At 45.7% G+C, this 17,522-nt stretch carries 14 protein-coding genes, 2 pseudogenes, 2 riboswitches and 1 other annotated feature; of the genes and pseudogenes, 12 read left to right on the top strand and 4 right to left on the bottom strand.

Going from position 1 to position 17,522, the window contains the following annotated elements:
• Nucleotides 1-644 (bottom strand): annotated as a pseudogene (locus E2L07_RS18055) (IS1380-like element ISBha1 family transposase); the annotation flags it as partial.
• Between the two features lie 229 nt (nucleotides 645-873).
• Between E2L07_RS18055 and E2L07_RS18050 the strand changes: the two are divergent.
• The 7 genes from E2L07_RS18050 to E2L07_RS18025 all read left to right on the top strand — a co-directional run bounded on the left by E2L07_RS18050 (nucleotide 874) and on the right by E2L07_RS18025 (nucleotide 7,686).
• The gene (locus E2L07_RS18050; protein ID WP_134230254.1) at nucleotides 874-1,974 is read left to right on the top strand and encodes a nitric oxide synthase oxygenase; all 1,101 of its coding nucleotides are present in this window, start codon (nucleotides 874-876) and stop codon (nucleotides 1,972-1,974) included.
• A 46-nt stretch (nucleotides 1,975-2,020) separates the two neighbouring features.
• A complete protein-coding gene (locus E2L07_RS18045) occupies nucleotides 2,021-3,415 on the top strand; it encodes a Glu/Leu/Phe/Val family dehydrogenase (RefSeq protein ID WP_134230253.1) in 1,395 nt (464 codons plus the stop codon).
• A 74-nt stretch (nucleotides 3,416-3,489) separates the two neighbouring features.
• Complete coding sequence (locus tag E2L07_RS21675; protein WP_328018313.1) at nucleotides 3,490-3,834, top strand: DinB family protein; 345 nt, start codon at nucleotides 3,490-3,492, stop codon at nucleotides 3,832-3,834.
• Nucleotides 3,835-3,895: 61 nt separating this feature from the next.
• The gene (locus E2L07_RS21670; protein WP_328018314.1) at nucleotides 3,896-4,024 is read left to right on the top strand and encodes a hypothetical protein; all 129 of its coding nucleotides are present in this window, start codon (nucleotides 3,896-3,898) and stop codon (nucleotides 4,022-4,024) included.
• Between the two features lie 115 nt (nucleotides 4,025-4,139).
• Nucleotides 4,140-4,895, top strand: a complete 756-nt coding sequence (locus E2L07_RS18035) for a DeoR/GlpR family DNA-binding transcription regulator (RefSeq protein WP_134230252.1) — start codon at nucleotides 4,140-4,142, stop codon at nucleotides 4,893-4,895.
• Nucleotides 4,892-5,812 (top strand): 1-phosphofructokinase, encoded by a 921-nt coding sequence (gene pfkB, locus E2L07_RS18030; protein ID WP_134230251.1) that lies wholly within the window; start codon nucleotides 4,892-4,894, stop codon nucleotides 5,810-5,812. The genes E2L07_RS18035 and pfkB overlap by 4 nt, the downstream gene beginning before the upstream one ends.
• A 5-nt stretch (nucleotides 5,813-5,817) precedes the next feature.
• Nucleotides 5,818-7,686, top strand: a complete 1,869-nt coding sequence (locus E2L07_RS18025; protein WP_134230250.1) for a PTS fructose transporter subunit IIABC — start codon at nucleotides 5,818-5,820, stop codon at nucleotides 7,684-7,686.
• On the opposite strand, the pseudogene E2L07_RS18020 reads toward E2L07_RS18025, so the two are convergent.
• Nucleotides 7,651-8,144 (bottom strand): annotated as a pseudogene (locus E2L07_RS18020) (transposase); the annotation flags it as partial. The gene E2L07_RS18025 and the pseudogene E2L07_RS18020 overlap by 36 nt on opposite strands.
• Nucleotides 8,145-8,636: 492 nt before the next feature.
• Nucleotides 8,637-8,736, top strand: a riboswitch (TPP riboswitch).
• Nucleotides 8,737-8,800: 64 nt separating this feature from the next.
• On the opposite strand from E2L07_RS18020, the gene thiT reads away from it, so the two are divergent.
• Nucleotides 8,801-9,361, top strand: a complete 561-nt coding sequence (gene thiT, locus E2L07_RS18015) for an energy-coupled thiamine transporter ThiT (RefSeq protein ID WP_134230249.1) — start codon at nucleotides 8,801-8,803, stop codon at nucleotides 9,359-9,361.
• Nucleotides 9,362-9,389: 28 nt separating this feature from the next.
• Here the strand turns inward: thiT and E2L07_RS18010 are convergent, their stop codons facing one another.
• Nucleotides 9,390-11,786, bottom strand: a complete 2,397-nt coding sequence (locus E2L07_RS18010) for a S8 family serine peptidase (RefSeq protein WP_134230248.1) — start codon at nucleotides 11,784-11,786, stop codon at nucleotides 9,390-9,392.
• A 362-nt stretch (nucleotides 11,787-12,148) separates the two neighbouring features.
• On the opposite strand from E2L07_RS18010, the gene E2L07_RS18005 reads away from it, so the two are divergent.
• The 3 genes from E2L07_RS18005 to argS all read left to right on the top strand — a co-directional run bounded on the left by E2L07_RS18005 (nucleotide 12,149) and on the right by argS (nucleotide 15,364).
• Nucleotides 12,149-12,853 (top strand): GOLPH3/VPS74 family protein, encoded by a 705-nt coding sequence (locus tag E2L07_RS18005; protein WP_134230247.1) that lies wholly within the window; start codon nucleotides 12,149-12,151, stop codon nucleotides 12,851-12,853.
• Nucleotides 12,854-12,907: 54 nt separating this feature from the next.
• The gene (locus E2L07_RS18000) at nucleotides 12,908-13,360 is read left to right on the top strand and encodes a DUF3052 family protein (RefSeq protein WP_134230246.1); all 453 of its coding nucleotides are present in this window, start codon (nucleotides 12,908-12,910) and stop codon (nucleotides 13,358-13,360) included.
• 62 nt (nucleotides 13,361-13,422) lie between these two features.
• Nucleotides 13,423-13,632 (top strand) — a binding site (T-box leader).
• Nucleotides 13,633-13,678: 46 nt separating this feature from the next.
• Nucleotides 13,679-15,364: an arginine--tRNA ligase gene (gene argS / locus E2L07_RS17995; protein WP_134230245.1), complete on the top strand. Its 1,686-nt coding sequence runs from the start codon at nucleotides 13,679-13,681 to the stop codon at nucleotides 15,362-15,364.
• Nucleotides 15,365-15,426: 62 nt separating this feature from the next.
• Here argS and E2L07_RS17990 read toward each other — a convergent pair whose 3' ends face one another.
• Complete coding sequence (locus tag E2L07_RS17990; RefSeq protein WP_010897008.1) at nucleotides 15,427-16,356, bottom strand: ATP-grasp domain-containing protein; 930 nt, start codon at nucleotides 16,354-16,356, stop codon at nucleotides 15,427-15,429.
• Between the two features lie 134 nt (nucleotides 16,357-16,490).
• Nucleotides 16,491-16,595, bottom strand: a riboswitch (SAM riboswitch).
• A gap of 80 nt (nucleotides 16,596-16,675) precedes the next feature.
• On the opposite strand from E2L07_RS17990, the gene E2L07_RS17985 reads away from it, so the two are divergent.
• Entirely contained in the window at nucleotides 16,676-17,392 is a 717-nt protein-coding gene (locus tag E2L07_RS17985) for a 5-formyltetrahydrofolate cyclo-ligase (protein ID WP_134230244.1), read from the top strand.
• Nucleotides 17,393-17,522 lie beyond the last annotated feature (130 nt).

Below are 17,522 nucleotides of genomic sequence, written 5' to 3'. Positions count from 1 at the left end.
TTTTCATTGTAATGTTTGATAAGTGGTTCCACAAAATCCACAACACCATTGGACGTATACACATTTCCAGGGCGTAGCTGGGCTTTTAGGAAATCGCCTGTTATCCCATCGAAGGCAACCAATGGATGAAAGCCAACAGTCCCGTAATGGGTATTATAAGCTGTAAATTCTTGTTGGCCGTATGTGTCAGCATGTGTTGAATCTAAATCAATGATGAGTGCTTTTGACTCTCTGAGTTCATGTACTTTATCTAAAAGTTCTTGGTTAGCGTGATGTAATTGTTCAATGGACTCATGATCAAATCGTGTATAAAAGCGAGATAAACTTGGTTGAGAAGCTAACGCATTTGTTCCAATGACTTGTGTAAAAACGGGGTCATTTGTTAATTGATCGGCCGCATCATCCTCAGCATAACCAGCGATGAGTTGATAAATCTTTTGACGAAAGAGGTTTTCATTCGAATGAAGATAGTACTTTCTCTCGTCATTCAAATGCAGGTGTTGAACAAGAGTATCAGAGAATCCGATTTTTTCATCAAACTCTCGAAAAACGAATTCACCTGTATCAGAAGAAAGAGAGCCTCCGTCAGTTGACAATTTAATTTGACGATTGAAATCTAGTGTTAGTTGCGGTAAAGTAGCCATTATAAGAATCCTTTCTGTGGTTATTTCGTAGTTGTTTTAACCTTATCAGAAATGGATTCTTTTTTCATTTATTTGATGCATGGACCATTTAGCTCAATACCTTGATAGATAAGCATTATTTGGGCATTAAAGGTTTTTTATGAATAATTCAGGATGTAATATTGTTTCCTTTTTTGCTAGTGACCACGTATGATGAAAGAAAGACTCTTGAGTGATAAGAGGTGGTTGCATGGAGGAGAAAGAACGGTTGCAATTGGAAGCGGAATCCTTTTTAACGAAGTGCTATGAGGAGCTAGGCAGTACAGGAGAATTGTCGAAGCGGCTAGAGGAAGTTCGCAAGGAGATTGACAAAACGGGGGCGTACGTACATACGACAAAAGAGTTGGCTCACGGGGCGCGGATGGCATGGCGGAACAGCAATCGCTGCATAGGCCGCCTTTTTTGGGAATCGCTTCATGTGTTAGATTGTCGCCATTTACAAACAGAAGAGGAAATGGCTGAAGCGCTCGTAGATCATATTACGTATGCAACGAATGACGGGAAAATCCTCCCAACGATTTCAGTTTTTCGTCCTCGCCATCCGAACAAAGGTGATGTGCGGATTTGGAATCAACAGCTCATTCGTTACGCAGGCTATGAAGAGGGAGGCCAAGTGATCGGTGATCCGATTTCGACAAAATTTACTCAGGCGTGTGAGCGGCTAGGCTGGAGCGGAGAGCGAACGCCTTTTGACGTGCTTCCTTTAGTCATCCAAGATGGAGCGAAGCCTGCGAAATGGTTCACGATACCGAAAGAGTCGGTAAAAGAGGTACCGTTGCGCCACCCAGAGTATGACTGGTTTGCAGGGTTTCAACTCAAGTGGTATGCCGTCCCGATCGTGTCAAACATGCGTCTGGAAATGGGGGGCATCCACTATCCAGCGGCTCCTTTTAACGGCTGGTACATGGGAACCGAAATCGGTGCTCGTAATTTAGCGGATGAAGACAGGTACAACATCCTCCCAAAAATGGCGGAACATATGGGGCTGCCCACAGGAAAAGACTCGACGCTTTGGAAGGATAAAGCCCTCGTTGAATTGAATGTTGCCATCCTGTATTCCTATAAGCAAGAAGGCGTTAGCATTGTCGATCATCATACGGCTGCGAAGCAATTCGCTCGTTTTGAGCAGGCGGAACAGGCGGCCAATCGAAAGGTAACGGGAAGATGGTCGTGGTTGATCCCACCTGTCTCCCCAGCGACGACGCACATTTTCCATCATGAGTATGAAGACGAAACGGTGTTGCCGAATTATTTTTACCAGCCAGCCCCTTATGAATCGGACACGTTTTAATCGCTCCAAAACCGGGTAATCACCAAGAGACAAAGGAGGTCGACAGATGGATCGTAAAGAAACAGCGAAACTTATGGAAAACGTAATGACCGAGCTTTCGGAGAAGGAAGGGTTCCTCGGCATTGAAGATGATGAGAAGCGAAAGCGAATCGTCTTATCGGCGCAAGAAATTTTAACGACAACGGACAAAATCATTAAGAGCTACATACGGGTCTCTACAGAACATGGAATCATGCGGATTCCAGCCTACCGGGTCCAGCATAACAACATTAGCGGCTTTTATAAAGGGGGCATCCGCTTTAGCGAGTTTGTCTCTGAGGAAGAAGTAGAAAATTTAGCGATTCTCATGACACTGAAAAATGCGCTCCACCGTTTACCTTTTGGTGGTGCAAAAGGTGGCGTCCATGTAGACCCGAGAAAATACTCGGAAAAGGAATTAAACCTGATTAGTAAAAAATATGTACAGCGCTTCGCAAGAGACCTAGGGCCAAACCATGATATTCCAGCCCCTGACCTTGGAACAAATGAGCAGGTCATTGATTGGATGGTTGGAGAATTTAAAACGATTCACCCAGGTCAAGCGTATCTCGGCTCATTTACAGGCAAAAGTGTTGAAAATGGTGGGGCACGTGGCAGGCGAGAAGCAACCGGAAAAGGAACTTTTTTAAGCTATATTTGGCTCTTAAGTCAATGGTACGATGAACATGTCTCTGGTAACGGAATCAACCGAACGAAGCAGTGGGAGACCATATCAAATCTAAAGCAACAAGCCGATAATAGCGATCCAATTCGTGTGGCGGTGCAAGGATTCGGGAATGTGGGGAGCGTGGCAGCCCTCGAAGCCTATCAATGTTCAGAAATCGCCCACCGGGTTGTGGCTGTCTCCGATCGGTATACGACGCTTTACAATGAGAAGGGGCTCGATGTTCGTGCCTTGGCAGCTTATACGATCGGCGGTAAGGATTTACCGAAAAACAGTGAAGAGCTAGCGGCAGCTGGGGTGGAAGCATCGGTTTTACCAGTGGATGCCGTTCTTACGTGTGAGACGGACGTGCTCATTTTAGCGGCGATTGAAAACCAAATTCATGAACGAAATATGAAGCAAGTGAACGCCCGCGTCCTAGTGGAAGGAGCGAATGCCCCGATTTCGACAGAGGCTGATGACTATTTCGAAGCAGCGGGCACAGTGGTCATCCCTGATATTCTCGCCAATGCCGGTGGGGTCATCGTCTCTTACCTTGAATGGAAGCAGAGCCGGATTACGGAGCTTTATTCTGAGGATGATATTTTAGCTGAAATGGGAACACAGATGAAGGAAACGCTAAAATCCGTCTATGAGCGCTATTTTTCATCGGTAGGGCATACGCTGCGTTTTACGTGCTTTACGCTAGCACTTGAACGGCTAACGAGCTTGCTGTATAAGCACGGAAAGCTCTATTAAACGATTCAGACCGCTCCACCTCGGGGTGGCCTGATTGTTTCTGATTGTTTTTGAACGAAAGGGGAGAAAAGCCTGTGAGGACGCATTTCGATTTCCTTGAGCAACCGGAAATGGATACGTCTGTCGGTCTATTTTATGCGATGGTGGAGGAAAATGTGGATCGCCTCCATCATTTGATTGAAGATGTGACAGAGGAAGAGCTTTATTATAAAGGATCGGACGGAGATGAGAATAGCATGGCCCAATTGCTGAATCATTTAACGTATGTGGATGTAAGGTGGGTGTTTCGAATCAAGGGAGAGGCATTACCTGACTCACTGGAAGCTGAGCATGGCCCTATGGTGGACAAGGACGGAAAGCTGCCTGTGGTCACGTCGTTAAGTGTTCAGGAGCTAATTGAAAAGCAGCGTTACGTGTAAGCGCTCCTGAAGGAAACATGTCAAGCGTTACATGATGACGATTTAGCGCGGTGGATTCCTTATGAGGAAGAAAGACAAGCGACGATCCGTTGGGGGGCTTTGGCATATGGCAGACCACCATCGCTACCATCAAGCTCATATTAACCGTTTACGATTATCGTATGCCAAAGGGGAAATGGGCTCACTCTGAAAAGGGTGTGCTTTTTTTTGATTTGAAAGAATTTTGTCGAATTTGATTATTTCTGATTGATTTTGACTGAAAGTGATTGTATACTCTAAATAAGAAGTCGTATGAGGTGTGTCCTATGTTAACGATCGAACGTTATGAACAAATTGTAAAACTAGTACAAGAAAAAGAAGTTGTAACGATTCATGACCTTGTCGAATATACGAATGCGTCAGAGTCCACGATTCGTCGTGATTTGACCGAGCTAGAAAAACAGAAAAAATTAAAGCGTATTCATGGCGGGGCTTCCGTCCTAAAGAAGCGCCGTGAAGAACCTACGATGGCTGAAAAAACAGTCAAAAACAATCACGAAAAAAAGAAGATCGCGGAATTAGCTGCAAGCTTCGTAGAGGATGGCGATTGTCTGTTTCTTGACGCAGGAACGACGACGTATGAATTAATTCCTTTTATTAAAACTAAAAAAATAGTCGTTGTCACAAATGGACTTGACAGCATCTCCGCACTGCTTGAGGCAGGGGTGGAAACGTACGTTATTGGCGGGACGGTGAAGCAAGGAACACGGGCATTTGTAGGACGCCATGCGATTCAAAGCTTACAGACGTTTCGATTTGATAAAGCGTTCCTTGGCATTAACGGAGTCCATTTAGAGGATGGCTTCACAACGCCTGATCCGCAAGAAGCATACGTGAAAGAAACAGCCCTTTCCCTTTCGCGGGAAGCCTTTATGTTGGTGGACCATTCAAAATTTGGAGAAACGACATTTGCAACCGTAGCTCCGATTCATGCCGCTACGATTGTGACGAGCAGCCAAGTGGAGCAGCAAGTCATTCAAGCATACGAAACTCAGACAGCAGTGAAGGTGGTGCCGCTATGATTTATACAGTGACGTTAAACCCCTCAATTGATTACATCGTCCAAGTGGAAAACTTTGAGCAAGGAGTCGTCAACCGTTCAGAGCGTGATAGGAAACAGCCTGGTGGTAAAGGCATCAATGTCTCCCGCGTATTGAAGCGTCTCGGACATGAGACAAAGGCACTTGGATTTTTAGGTGGGTTTACAGGAGCTTATGTAAGAAATGCCCTCGAAAAAGAAGAGATTGGTCTCTCCTTTATTGAGGTGGAAGGCGATACAAGAATTAACGTCAAGATCAAGGGTAAGCAAGAAACAGAATTAAATGGCACCGCTCCCCTGATTAAAAAAGAACATGTTCAAGCTTTGCTTGAGCAGCTAACAGAATTAGAAAAAGGGGATGTGCTCGTTCTTGCTGGTAGTGTCCCACAAGCGATGCCACAGACAATTTACCGCTCGATGACACAAATTGCCAAAGAGCGAGGTGCCTTTGTGGCTGTGGATACGAGTGGAGAGGCATTACACGAAGTATTGGCAGCAAAGCCTTCGTTCATAAAGCCCAATCATCATGAGCTTTCAGAACTCGTTTCAAAGCCAATTGCTTCGATTGAGGATGCCATCCCCCATGTTCAGCGACTCATCGGTGAAGGCATTGAATCCATTCTCGTGTCATTTGCAGGGGATGGGGCATTGTTTGCCTCGACGGAAGGGATGTTTCATGTGAACGTTCCGTCTGGGGAGGTGCGAAATTCGGTCGGGGCCGGTGATTCGGTCGTGGCGGGATTTTTGGCAGCATTACAAGAGGGAAAGTCCCTTGAAGATGCAGTGCCATTCGCAGTTGCTGCTGGTAGTGCGACAGCATTCTCCGATGGGTTTTGTACAAGAGAGGAAGTCGAACGACTGCAACAGCAACTTCAACGAACGATAAAAAAGGAAGGGTGATTACGATGTTAAAAATTTCAGAGCTTCTAAAAAAAGACACAATGGTACTTAATTTACGAGCTGCCTCTAAAGAAGCTGTCATTGATGAGCTCGTCCGTACGCTTGATAAAGCGGGACGGCTCAACGATGCACAAGCATTCAAACGAGCGATTCTTGAGCGTGAATCACAAAGCACAACAGGTGTCGGGGAAGGGATTGCGATCCCTCATGCCAAAACGGCAGCGGTGAAGCAGCCGGCGATTGCGTTTGGACGCTCAGATGCAGGGATTGATTATGAATCATTAGACGGACAGCCAAGTCACTTGTTCTTCATGATTGCCGCGAGTGAAGGGGCGAACAATGAGCACCTTGAAACCCTATCAAGACTATCGACTTTCTTGATGGATGAAACCTTCCGTAGCACCTTAATGAAAGCGCAATCAGAGGACGAGATTTTAGCAGCAATTGATAAAAAAGAAGCAGAAACAGCTGGAGAGGCTGAGGAGAAACAGGAAGGCTATGAGCTATTAGCGGTTACAGGCTGCCCGACTGGTATTGCCCATACGTATATGGCGGCCGACAACTTAAAATCAAAAGCACAGGAGCTAGGGGTATCGATCAAAGTAGAAACAAACGGCTCAGGTGGTGTAAAGAATCGTCTCACAGATGAGGAAATTAGCGCAGCAAAAGCGATTATCGTTGCGGCGGATACGAAGGTAGAGATGGATCGCTTCCATGGTAAGCCTGTGATCCAAGTTCCTGTCACCGACGGTATTCGCAGACCAAAAGAATTAATTGACCAAGCATTAGCAGGGAAAGCGCCTGTCTATGAAGGCGGAGCTCAAGCAAGTGGAGAAGACGGTTCTGCAGGTGGAGGACGTCCGAAGCTCGGGTTTTACAAACACTTAATGAACGGTGTTTCCAACATGCTTCCGTTCGTTGTTGGTGGTGGTATTTTAATTGCGATTTCCTTTATGTTCGGGATCAAAGCATTTGATCCGAGTGATCCATCCTACCATCCATTTGCGGAAATGTTAATGACGATCGGTGGCGGAAATGCGTTCGGTCTTATGATTCCAGTTCTTGCGGCTTTCATCGCCATGAGTATTGCGGATCGTCCTGGATTTGCCGCAGGTATGATCGGTGGATTGATTGCGTCAACAGGTGAAGCTGGATTCTTAGGTGGGTTGATTGCCGGTTTCTTAGCAGGTTATGTTGCTCTCGGTGTGAAAAAAGTATTGGCTAACCTTCCGCAAACACTTGATGGAATTAAAACGATCTTGTTCTACCCGGTCTTTAATATTTTTATTACTGGTATGATCATGCTTGTCATTGTTGGGCCTCTAGCTGCCTTTAACACTGGTCTTCAAGATTGGCTCGGCTCAATGGGAACAGCAAACATGGTGATTCTCGGAGTTATTTTAGGTGGTATGATGGCAGTTGATATGGGTGGACCAATCAACAAAGCGGCCTTCACGTTTGGAATTGCGATGATTGACGCCGGAAACTTCGGTCCACATGCAGCTGTTATGGCAGGTGGAATGGTGCCACCGTTAGGGATTGCCCTTGCGACAACATTATTCAAGAAGAAATTCACGAAACAAGAGCGTGAAGCAGGGAAAACAAACTACATTCTCGGTGCATCGTTCATTACTGAAGGGGCGATTCCATTTGCAGCCGCTGACCCAGGACGTGTCATCCCGTCCATCATCGTCGGTTCGGCGTTCGCTGGAGGCTTGACCGCTCTCTTTAATGTGACGTTGCCAGCACCACACGGCGGTGTGTTCGTCATTGGACTAGTCAATCATCCACTTCTCTATCTTGTAGCCATTATCGCTGGTTCAATCGTTACCGCGCTCTTACTCGGATTCTGGAAAAAAGACGCGAAGCTTTAAGTAAAAGTTGCTGTCCCAAAAGCACCTTAAAACATAAAATCGGGAGAACCATTTGATGCGGTTCTCCCGATTTTTGTGTTGATGTGTTTTCGTTGATTATTCGAGCGAAGATCCACCGTCGCTCGTTTCTTTATGTTGTGCAGTAAGGGCCACAAGCCTGAGCTCGATGTGCACGTTTTCTTTACCGCGAAGATGCAGCCTTCGGAAGCGGAGAGTTTTGTTTGACATGACCAAATCCCCTCTCCACATCTTTTTTTTTGGTGGAGCGTTCGGCCTTCTTCGCTTTCAGTTCCTCGTACACTGGGTTGTAGTGACCTGTCGATTTCCCTGGGCCTTGGTACACTCCAGCTTGAACGGCATTCTTCACATGACTCACACTCATATCACCTAAAATCCCATGTATAACCTTACGGATCGATCCACTTGGTGTATCGTTTAAAAGAGACTTTCCGCTGATTTTGGGTACTGTTCGATACATGACATTCACCTCACGTGCCACATGGTTCTCTGGACTGAGATCGGAAAAATCCATAGGAAGCACGAGTGGATTCATGGTATACGGCTAATAAGTAGCCGCTAGGCTACACAAAAAATCGCCTTCTTTCGTTTGAATTTTGGTAGTGGTACCTTCATTTTAAACAATCGGGCGACTTTTTTTGTATGTTCTTTCGCGCGTTAAATGGGGTCGAACGAGCGACAGGCGGCGACTCCTGCGGGAAAAGCAACAGCGGAAGATCGCCGAGAGTGGGGTTCTCGAGGAAGCTGGAGCGTTGCCCGCGGAAAGCGTCCGCCAAGTCGCGATTTAGAACAAATCAGAAAAGCTGCATCAAAAGATAGACTTTTGATGCAGCTCCTTTTCATTTCAAATGGTTGGAGACGTCGACAAGGAAAGAAAAAACAATACCATTCCGACTCAACTTATGCTAGGATAAATGAGAAAATAAAACATGTATAACCACTAGGGGTGTCGAAAGACTGAGAGAGGCGAATCCTCAACTCTTGGAACCTGATCTAGTTCATACTAGCGAAGGGAAGTGGCGCATTTCGTGAAAACTAGTTTACGATAATCAGTCAATGCGGCATCTCCTTGTGGGTAGGAAGGAGATGTTTTTTCATGGCTTCATCAAGGTTACTTATTTTAATCGAGATCGCTATCATGAGTGGTTTAGCGTTCGTGCTCAGCTTCGTAAAAATTGGCGTCTTTTGGGCGTATGGTGGGTCGATTTCACTCGTGATGCTACCGATCGTTGTTATGGCCTTCCGGCGCGGCTGGAAAGCGGGGATTGTGACGGGATTGATTGTCGGCTTGCTCAAATTAATTGGCGGCTACGTCGTCCATCCTGTTCAACTTGTGCTCGACTATCCGCTACCATTTTTAACGATCGGCTTGGCTAGCCTTTTTGCCGTAAAAGGTTCATTTGAAGGGAAACGTTTTTATGCGGCGATGATCGGCGGTGTGTTATTTGCCTCATTTCTCCGGTTTTTATGTCATTTTACGTCAGGCGTCGTTTGGTTTGGGGAGTATGCTCCAGAAGGAACGCCTGTAGCCCTCTATTCATTTGTGTACAACATCTCATACGTGCTGCCTGAGGCGTTAATCAGCATCATCGTTCTTGCCCTTTTTGGGAAAAAATATTCACAAATGTTTCAACCGAAAAAAGAGCTTGGGGTGTAAAGCCCAAGCTCTTTTTCTTCGTTATAGATTATTTTACTACGATTTCATCCCCTAGGACAAAGTCGGTTTTCCCGAGTCGTTCCGCATAGGCAAACACATAATAGCGGCCGGGAGCAAGCTCCGTCGTATCCCATGTGACGTCATGATAGCCTTTGCCGATGTTCTGCACGACAGCAGCCGATGTAACGTACTCTAGCGTATCGCGCGTGTAAATCCAAAGACCAAACTCCTCTGCACCGTTTGGCAAATAGGCGCTTCCAAACAATACACCATTTTCATCAATGTCTAAATCAAACGTTGTAACCCGAGGATAATCTGGCTCTGATACAAAGAGGATCGTTGGCACCTCTACTGTTTGCGATCCATCAGATACGATGATCGTACCTTCGTAATAACCAGGATCTAATTTCCGCGCGTCGACTTGTACATTAAAGTTAATCTTCTGTGTTTTTCCTGGTTGTACGCGAAGGTTTTTACTCGTTTTCACTTTAATCCCGTCTGGGTTTCCAGCGAATTGAACGTCGAATTGATACGTTTTTCGTTTGTTCGATAAGTTATGAATCGTGAAATGCTGCCGTTCCACTTGTTTTCCGCGCTCTTTCGTGAACGTACCAAACGAATGGCTACCAGGTGTGACAAGGGTTTCGGCTTCAATTGCATCAACGATACGGATGCTTCCGGCCCCCTGTGTGTTGTGCGGGTAACGGTTGCCGTTTTCGTCTACAAGGTTTTCAGCTGTATTCATAAGTGCTGCTTTCACGTGGTCAACACCCCAGTTTGGGTGAGCTTCAAGGAGAAGCGCTGCTGCACCTGCTACGTGAGGAGAGGCCATGCTCGTCCCTTGACGTGAGCCGTAACCGTACGGATCATCAGGCTGGTGCGTTGGAATCGTACTCACAATCGCAACCCCTGGTGCAGAAACGTCAGGCTTAATCATCCACGTATGCATCACAGGTCCACGTGAGGAGAAATCGGCAACAGTTTCGCCGACGAGTTTATCAAACTCGATGGAGAACGTCACGGTATTCTGACCATTTTCAAGCTCGTTTCTCATCTTTAATCCGTCTTCATTTGATAGCATAATCGTTGGGATCGCCAGTCCAGGAACAGTTGGCTGAACTCCTGCAACGTTGTTATAAATAATCGCGCCCACTGCGCCCGCTGCTTTTGCATTTTCTGCTTTTTCGACAAATGGTATTTCTCCGCGAACGATTAAGGCAATTTTTCCTTCAACGTCCACACCTTCAAAATCACCCGGTTTGCCTAGGCCTGCAAAAGCATATTCATACGTCTCGCCATCGAGTTCAAGTAGTTCCTCATCTGACGGGAAGCCCATAATATCCGCACTCGGATAATCAATTTCATCTGATGTAAACACACTCGCTTTGTACTTATTATAAGGCAAGCGAGTGGCACCGACAGAAATGGCGTCGCGGGACGTACCAGGAGACCCTACTGTCCAGTTGTTCGGACCACTATTTCCGTTCGACGTAACCGCTACAACTCCTTCGGCCATCGCCCAATCGAGGGCAATGCTTGTCGCGAAGTCAGGATCATTTAATGTATTTCCTAATGATAGATTCATAATATCTGCGCCATCTTGAACAGCACGCTCAATTCCGGCGATTACCCCAGCGGTTGATCCACGCCCACCCGGTCCTAGCACACGATATGCTAGTAGGTTTGCATCAGGGGCAACCCCTTTGATCAGACCGTTGGCGGCTACAGTTCCAGCAACGTGTGTGCCATGTGTCGTTTCTGCACCACGCGGGTCACCTGGTGATGTTTCTTGTGGATCATCGTTGTTGTCGATAAAATCCCAACCTTTGTAATCACCAAAAGCGTGGACTAAATCAGGATGGGTGTAATCAACACCTGTATCAAGAATGGCTACGGTAATACCTTCACCTGTATAACCAGCTTCCCACGCATCATTGGCGCCGATGAAGGGAGCGCTGTCTAACATCTCAGGGCTGTAGGCATCCTTTTCAATGACAATTTCGTCAAAGTCAGTCTCTACCTCATATTCTATATTTGGATAGACAGCATGAACGCCATCAACCCCTAAAATAGAAGGAATTTGATGAGCTGGGAGCTCAAGGGAAAATCCGGAAAATAGAAAGTCATACTCATGAGTAACCGTGCTTGACGGGACCAAGTCTTGAATTTGTTCAATTATCGTTTGACGGGCTTGTTTTAGCTCGTTTTTTGACTGTTTTTGTCCTTGGTGTTTGGCTTCAATAATCGATGGATCTTCAATTTCGACTATGACGGTCTCTAATGCAGAGGAAGAAGTATCAATCTCCCCGACCATCGGCGCAAGAGATGGCGATTCGCCATTCGCTTGACTCACTGGTATGTAGCTTGTTAGCGTTAGAAGTAAAATAAGGGTGAAGCTAACAAAAGTTCGAAACGTTCGCATCATCAATAAAAGTCACTCCTTTATAGGAAGATAGTGTGCAAGCATTCGCTCGCCATTTTGTTTCGATTCTAGAAATGTTTGCAGAACTCCTTTAATTGTAGAAAAATTGAGAAAAAACTACTTTTTTTATAGAAAAATAATTAATTATTAAAAGAAAATGTGAGAAAAAAGTCGAAAATAACGGGAAAATCGTGGAGATAGAAAAGAAATTACTGAAAGAAATTGAGTGTCGCTTTTCAGCATTTGTCGAATAACAAAGTCTTAAGTTGCAGTCCTAAAGTATCAACCTATTGTGCCAACAGGTTTTCGCAACCGTTTCACGATGAAAAACGTATAGTTTGTTAAACCAAATAAAGGTGGAATAAATGATGCTAACGTTAGCTGAAAAATTATTACTGATCGGATTAAATGATGAAACAGGTAAAGTCCACTATCAGGCGAGTACGGCGCTTCCATACGGTTTAGCAGGTGCGGTGCTTGCCGATCTTATGCTGTTAGGGAAAGTAGAGCTTCAAGGGAAAAACATTGTCGTTGTTGATCCAAAGCCGGTCGGCCAACCGATTTTCGATAAGGCACTACACATCATAAACAAGACGCCTCGTAAACGGAATGCGAAGTATTGGGTACAAAGATTAAAACGCGACTTAAAAACGTTGCGGCAAGATGTATTAACGCTCTTGATTGAGCAAGGGATTTTAAAGGAAGAAAAGCGAAAAATTCTCGGCTTATTTGAAACGCGAACGTACCCAGCGGTTGACGGAGAAATGGAAGAACAAGTAAAGGAAAAGCTGAGAGTCCTCGTATTGCAGCCAACTGAAATCGAAGAAAACATAGAGCTAGCCCAAGAACGGACTCTTGTCCTCCTTTCACTCGTAAATGCGTGTGATCTGTTACGACAAGTATTTGATCGACAGGAAGCACGTGTCGTGAAAAAGCAAGTAAAGCATTTGACAAAAGACGTACCAGTTTCCAAAGCCGTAAAAGAAATGGTCGATGCCATCAATGCTAGCGTTGTATTAGCCATTACATCAGCAGCGGTCGTCACGTCAAGTAGTAGCTCGTCTAATTAAGCATTTAATCATGGGAGAGACTAACGATAGATCAAACATAAGGAGGCCAATCATTTGACTCATCCTGTTATTAAAAAATTGCAGTTGAAAGATACAGAGCAACCGATTTTGATTCTCAATGCACCGAAAGAATATGAAGATGTCATCCAAGATTTTCCACAAGAAGTTCATAAAGAGGCGAAAGAAGAAGCTTATCCGCTCATCCAAGTGTTTGGCACAACAAACGAAGCCCTTCAAGAAGCAACGATGAAGATCTTCTCGAAGCTAGCGGAAAACGGACTTCTTTGGCTCTGTTATCCGAAAAAATCATCGAAAACCTACCGTGGCTCTAATTGCAGTCGCGAGACGGTGGCACAGCTTTTGGCCGAAGCGGGCTTTGAGCCTGTGCGCCAAGTAGCCATTGACGATGATTGGTCTGCTTTACGGTTCAAACATGTCGATACTATCAAAACAATGACGCGTAGCTTTGCCGTAACCGAAGCAGGTAAGAAGCGGACGGAAAAATAAGGATGAGATCATACTAGACAGATGGCGTGGGCTCTGTTAAAATGCTCGATAACTGAATCGCGTGAACGTTAAAGATTGGGAGAGTACTTTTACCGAAAGTCATAAAAGAGAGTCGGGATGGTGGGAGCCGATTGGACTGGTGAAAGGAAACGCACCCATGAAATGGCCTGTTGAATAAAAGTAGACAGGTCCGGTTTGTCACCGTTATGTGCATCAAGTGACTCACAAATGAGTAACGAGAGTGGTACCGCGGGTAAAAGCTCGCCTCTTTTTAGAAGAGGCGGGTTTTTTATTTTATTGTAGAAAGGATTGGTTAGGATGTTAGCGCAGATGATTTCAGAAGAACTGGCTCGCATTTTATCGTTGAAGGAAGACGAAGTCGAGCGTCTTCTTGAGATTCCTCCTCAAGAGACGCTAGGGGATTTGGCTTTTCCATGTTTCACTTTAGCCAAGACGAAAAGAAAAGCTCCTCCATTCATTGCCGCGGAACTTGAGGCCGCCTTTTTAGAACATAAAGAGGTCACGGCAAAAGCGACAGGAGGCTATGTGAATTTCTTTTTTCATCGCGAGACGGTGGCTGGGCAATTATTTCAGGAGATGAAATCCAATCAGTATTGGCAGCCGAATAGCGGGGATGGTAAACGTGTCGTCATCGATATGTCTTCTCCTAATATCGCAAAACCATTCGGCATTGGCCACTTGCGTTCAACGATTATCGGACATGCGTTGTACCATCTTCTGAAAAAAACAGGCTATGATCCGATCCGTGTGAATCATCTTGGGGATTGGGGAACACAGTTTTGGAAACAAATTGCGGCCTATCAACGTTGGGGTGGGGATGTTGATCTCAAGCAAAACCCAATCGCCTCCTTTTTGGAACTCTACGTTCGTTTTCATGAAGAGGCGGAAAAGGACGAATCGCTGGAAGACGAGGGAAGGGAGTGGTTTAAAAAGCTGGAAGAAGGTGATGAAGAAGCGGACCGTCTTTGGACTTATTTTGTCAAGGAAAGCCTGAACGAATTTGACAGAATGTATAACAGGTTAGGGGTTGAATTTGACTATGTGCTAGGGGAAAGCTTTTACAATGATCAAATGGCCCCTGTCGTCAAGGAACTACAAGAAAAAGGACTGCTCACGTGCAGTGAAGGTGCTCTTGTCGTGCCATTAGAGGATGCTGATTTGCCTCCATGTTTGATCGTGAAATCGGACGGAACCTCCATTTATGCAACAAGGGATCTAGCGACGGCGATCTATCGTCATCACGTGCAAAAAGGGGAAAAATTGTTGTACGTCGTCGGTGGGGAACAGACGCTTCACTTCAAGCAAGTGTTCCACGTGTTAAAGAAAATGGGCTATAAATGGGCGGATCCGTGTGAGCACATTACGTTCGGATTACTCAGGTTGGATGGGAAGAAGATGTCAACGCGAAGAGGTCGGGTGGTGATGCTAGAAGATGTACTGAATGACGTTGTCGCCCATGCGAAGGCAAAAATAAAGGAAAAGCATCCAAACCATCCACATTTACACGAGGTGGCAGAAGCGGTAGGTGTTGGTGCTGTCATTTTCGGCGATTTAAAGCAAGATCGCCGGCTAGATGTAAACTTTCGCTTAGAGGACGCGTTGAGCTTTGAAGGGGAGACAGGTCCTTACGTTCAGTATACGTACGCGAGAATCCAGAGCATTCTTCGGAAAGGGGATAAGCTAAATGATAGCCGTCACATGGACTGGCAGCATGTGACGAAAGATGAAGGATGGAGTTTGTTAAAAGTGCTTATTCAATATCCGAATGTGCTCATTAAGGCGACCGAGGCAAGAGAGCCGCATCAGCTCGCCCGTTATGTCCTTACCGTCAGTAAAAAATTCAATCAATTCTACCACAAATACGTCATTCTCGCAGATGATGAAACGGTGAGGCAGGCAAGGCTTATTCTAGCTGAAAGGACTGGCGAAGTCAGCGCAGATGCTATGGCTGTTCTGGGGGTGAAAACACCGGAAGAATTATAATGACAACGAGGTGGCACAAGTAGAGCCACCTCAACGTGTATTTGTCTACATAGGCGACGAGCTCACTCCAATGACAAAAGGCTCTTTAAATACTTTGCAACCTCTAACATGCCGTACTGTCCTACCCGTTGCTCTGCCTCCGAATTGTAATTTGTGTTCGTGTTAATGTCATACGTATAAAGTGTTCCGTCTTTATCGCGGATGCATTCAATGCCGGCAACCTGAATGTCGTTCGCTTTCAGCACTTGTTCATATTTTTCAATGACTGGGTCATGAAAATCTTTGCAAATTTGAAATTTGGACGTGGGCTCTTCCCCTACTGGGCAAAATTTGCTTTCGATTGAGCACGCATCGGCTGGGCATAGCTCAAATCCTTCCGATGTATCGACACGAACTGCATATAGAAATGCTCCGCCGACAAATTCACAGCGTGTAATGTAAGGTTCAGGTGCTTGAATGTATTGCTGGAGAAGGGTGATGCCATCGACCGGCTCTTCAAATTCATCACTTTCTACATACTCTTTTAAAGCTGAAATGTGTTGGAATAGTTGGACGCCAAGCCCCTTGCCTGCGCGATTATGCTTCGTAATAAAGGCTTGTCCTTCAAAGGAGGCTGCCGCATCAAATAGCTCTTTTATTCCTACAGCTACAATCGTTTTCGGAGTGGTGATCCCGAACGTTTCTAGCGCCATATATTGATTCACTTTGCTTACTTCTAGCTGCAAAGCGCGAGAACCGTTAATGACCGTCCGCCCATGGCGCTCAAGCCAAGCGAGGACAGCGCCGGCTAACTCAGGAGCGTAACGGTGTCCGCGCGTATGGGAGGAGGCGCTCATTCGATTATAGAACACACCTTCTGGCGGTGCTTCATGAAGTTTGATTGAACCTGAACGAAGATGCCAATCCTCATAAGGAAGTCCAAGCTCCTCAAGTCGTTTAAATAGGTGAACCGTCCATTCATCGTTTTCGTGGATTACGTAAATTTTTTTCATGTACAACGCCTCCTCATTCCAAGTTGTTCTTTTTTTGTCTTGCTGTTTTCGGTACAATAACAAGTAATCTTTCAGATAAGGTGTTAAAACAAGAAAAAACACCTCTTCGATAAGAAGACGTGCGATCCGTTCGCTTCTTATCTTTCAGAACATCATGTTCTGCTGGAATTGGCACCTTCTTTAAAAAAAGAGGTTGCCGGGCTTCACAGGGCCAGTCCCTCCACCACTCTGGATAAGAAAAATATGAAGTTTATGTAATCATATCAGAATGATGGGAATAAAGCAATCCATATGAACGAAAAAAATGGAGGGGAATAGATTGACAGATAAACAAGCGATACGGGAACAAATGTGGCAGGAAATGACCGAAAAAAAGGTTGGCCGTTTCCCGTTTCCGTTAAAAGGACGTATTCCGAACTTCAAAGGGGCAGAGCAGGCTACCCGCCATTTAATCCAGCTTGAGGCGTATAAGCAAGCAAAAGTCGTTAAAGTAAATCCTGACTCACCTCAGCTACCGTTACGAGCGCAAGTGTTAATGGACGGGAAAACGTTGCTCGTCCCAACGCCAAGACTGAAAGATGGTTTTATCCTCGTAAAGCCAGAGTGGGTGCCAGAAGGAGAGGAGCGTAAAGCGGTGAGCCTTCGCAACATTCTCTCCTATGGAAAAGTGATTTCATTAACAGAGATGCCAGAAATTGATCTGATCGTAATGGGGTCGGTCGCGGTCGATCGCTCGGGAAGACGGATCGGCAAAGGGGAGGGCTATGCTGATCGGGAGTATGCGATCATACGTGAGCTCGGTAATCGTCCGGTCCCTGTTGTGACCACTGTTCATCAGGTACAGCTTGTGGACGTGGAATTACCTCGGGATGCTTACGATGTAACCGTCGACTGGATTGCCACAACAGAAGGACTTATGCAATCAGTAGGAGCGATTGAAAAGCCGACCGGAATTGTATGGTCAGAGGTTACCGAGGAGGAGCTCGAAGCGATGCCAGTGCTACGTGAAATACGCGAACTGACAAAGAAACAATAAGAGGGGTAGTGTCAAAAGTTCTATGAAAAACTAGCACGGTTCATACTACCTACCATTTATTAGGTGGAAAGGCCGCGCTATCGCTCTTGACAAACACGCCAATGGTTTATTCAGAGGTCAATCAAGGGCG

The organism is Halalkalibacterium halodurans (genome assembly GCF_004376175.1).
Taxonomy (GTDB): Bacteria; Bacillota; Bacilli; order Bacillales; family Bacillaceae_D; genus Halalkalibacterium; species Halalkalibacterium halodurans.
The sequence above is the reverse complement of the archived record's forward strand: the minus strand, read 5'-3'. Positions and strand labels throughout refer to the sequence as shown.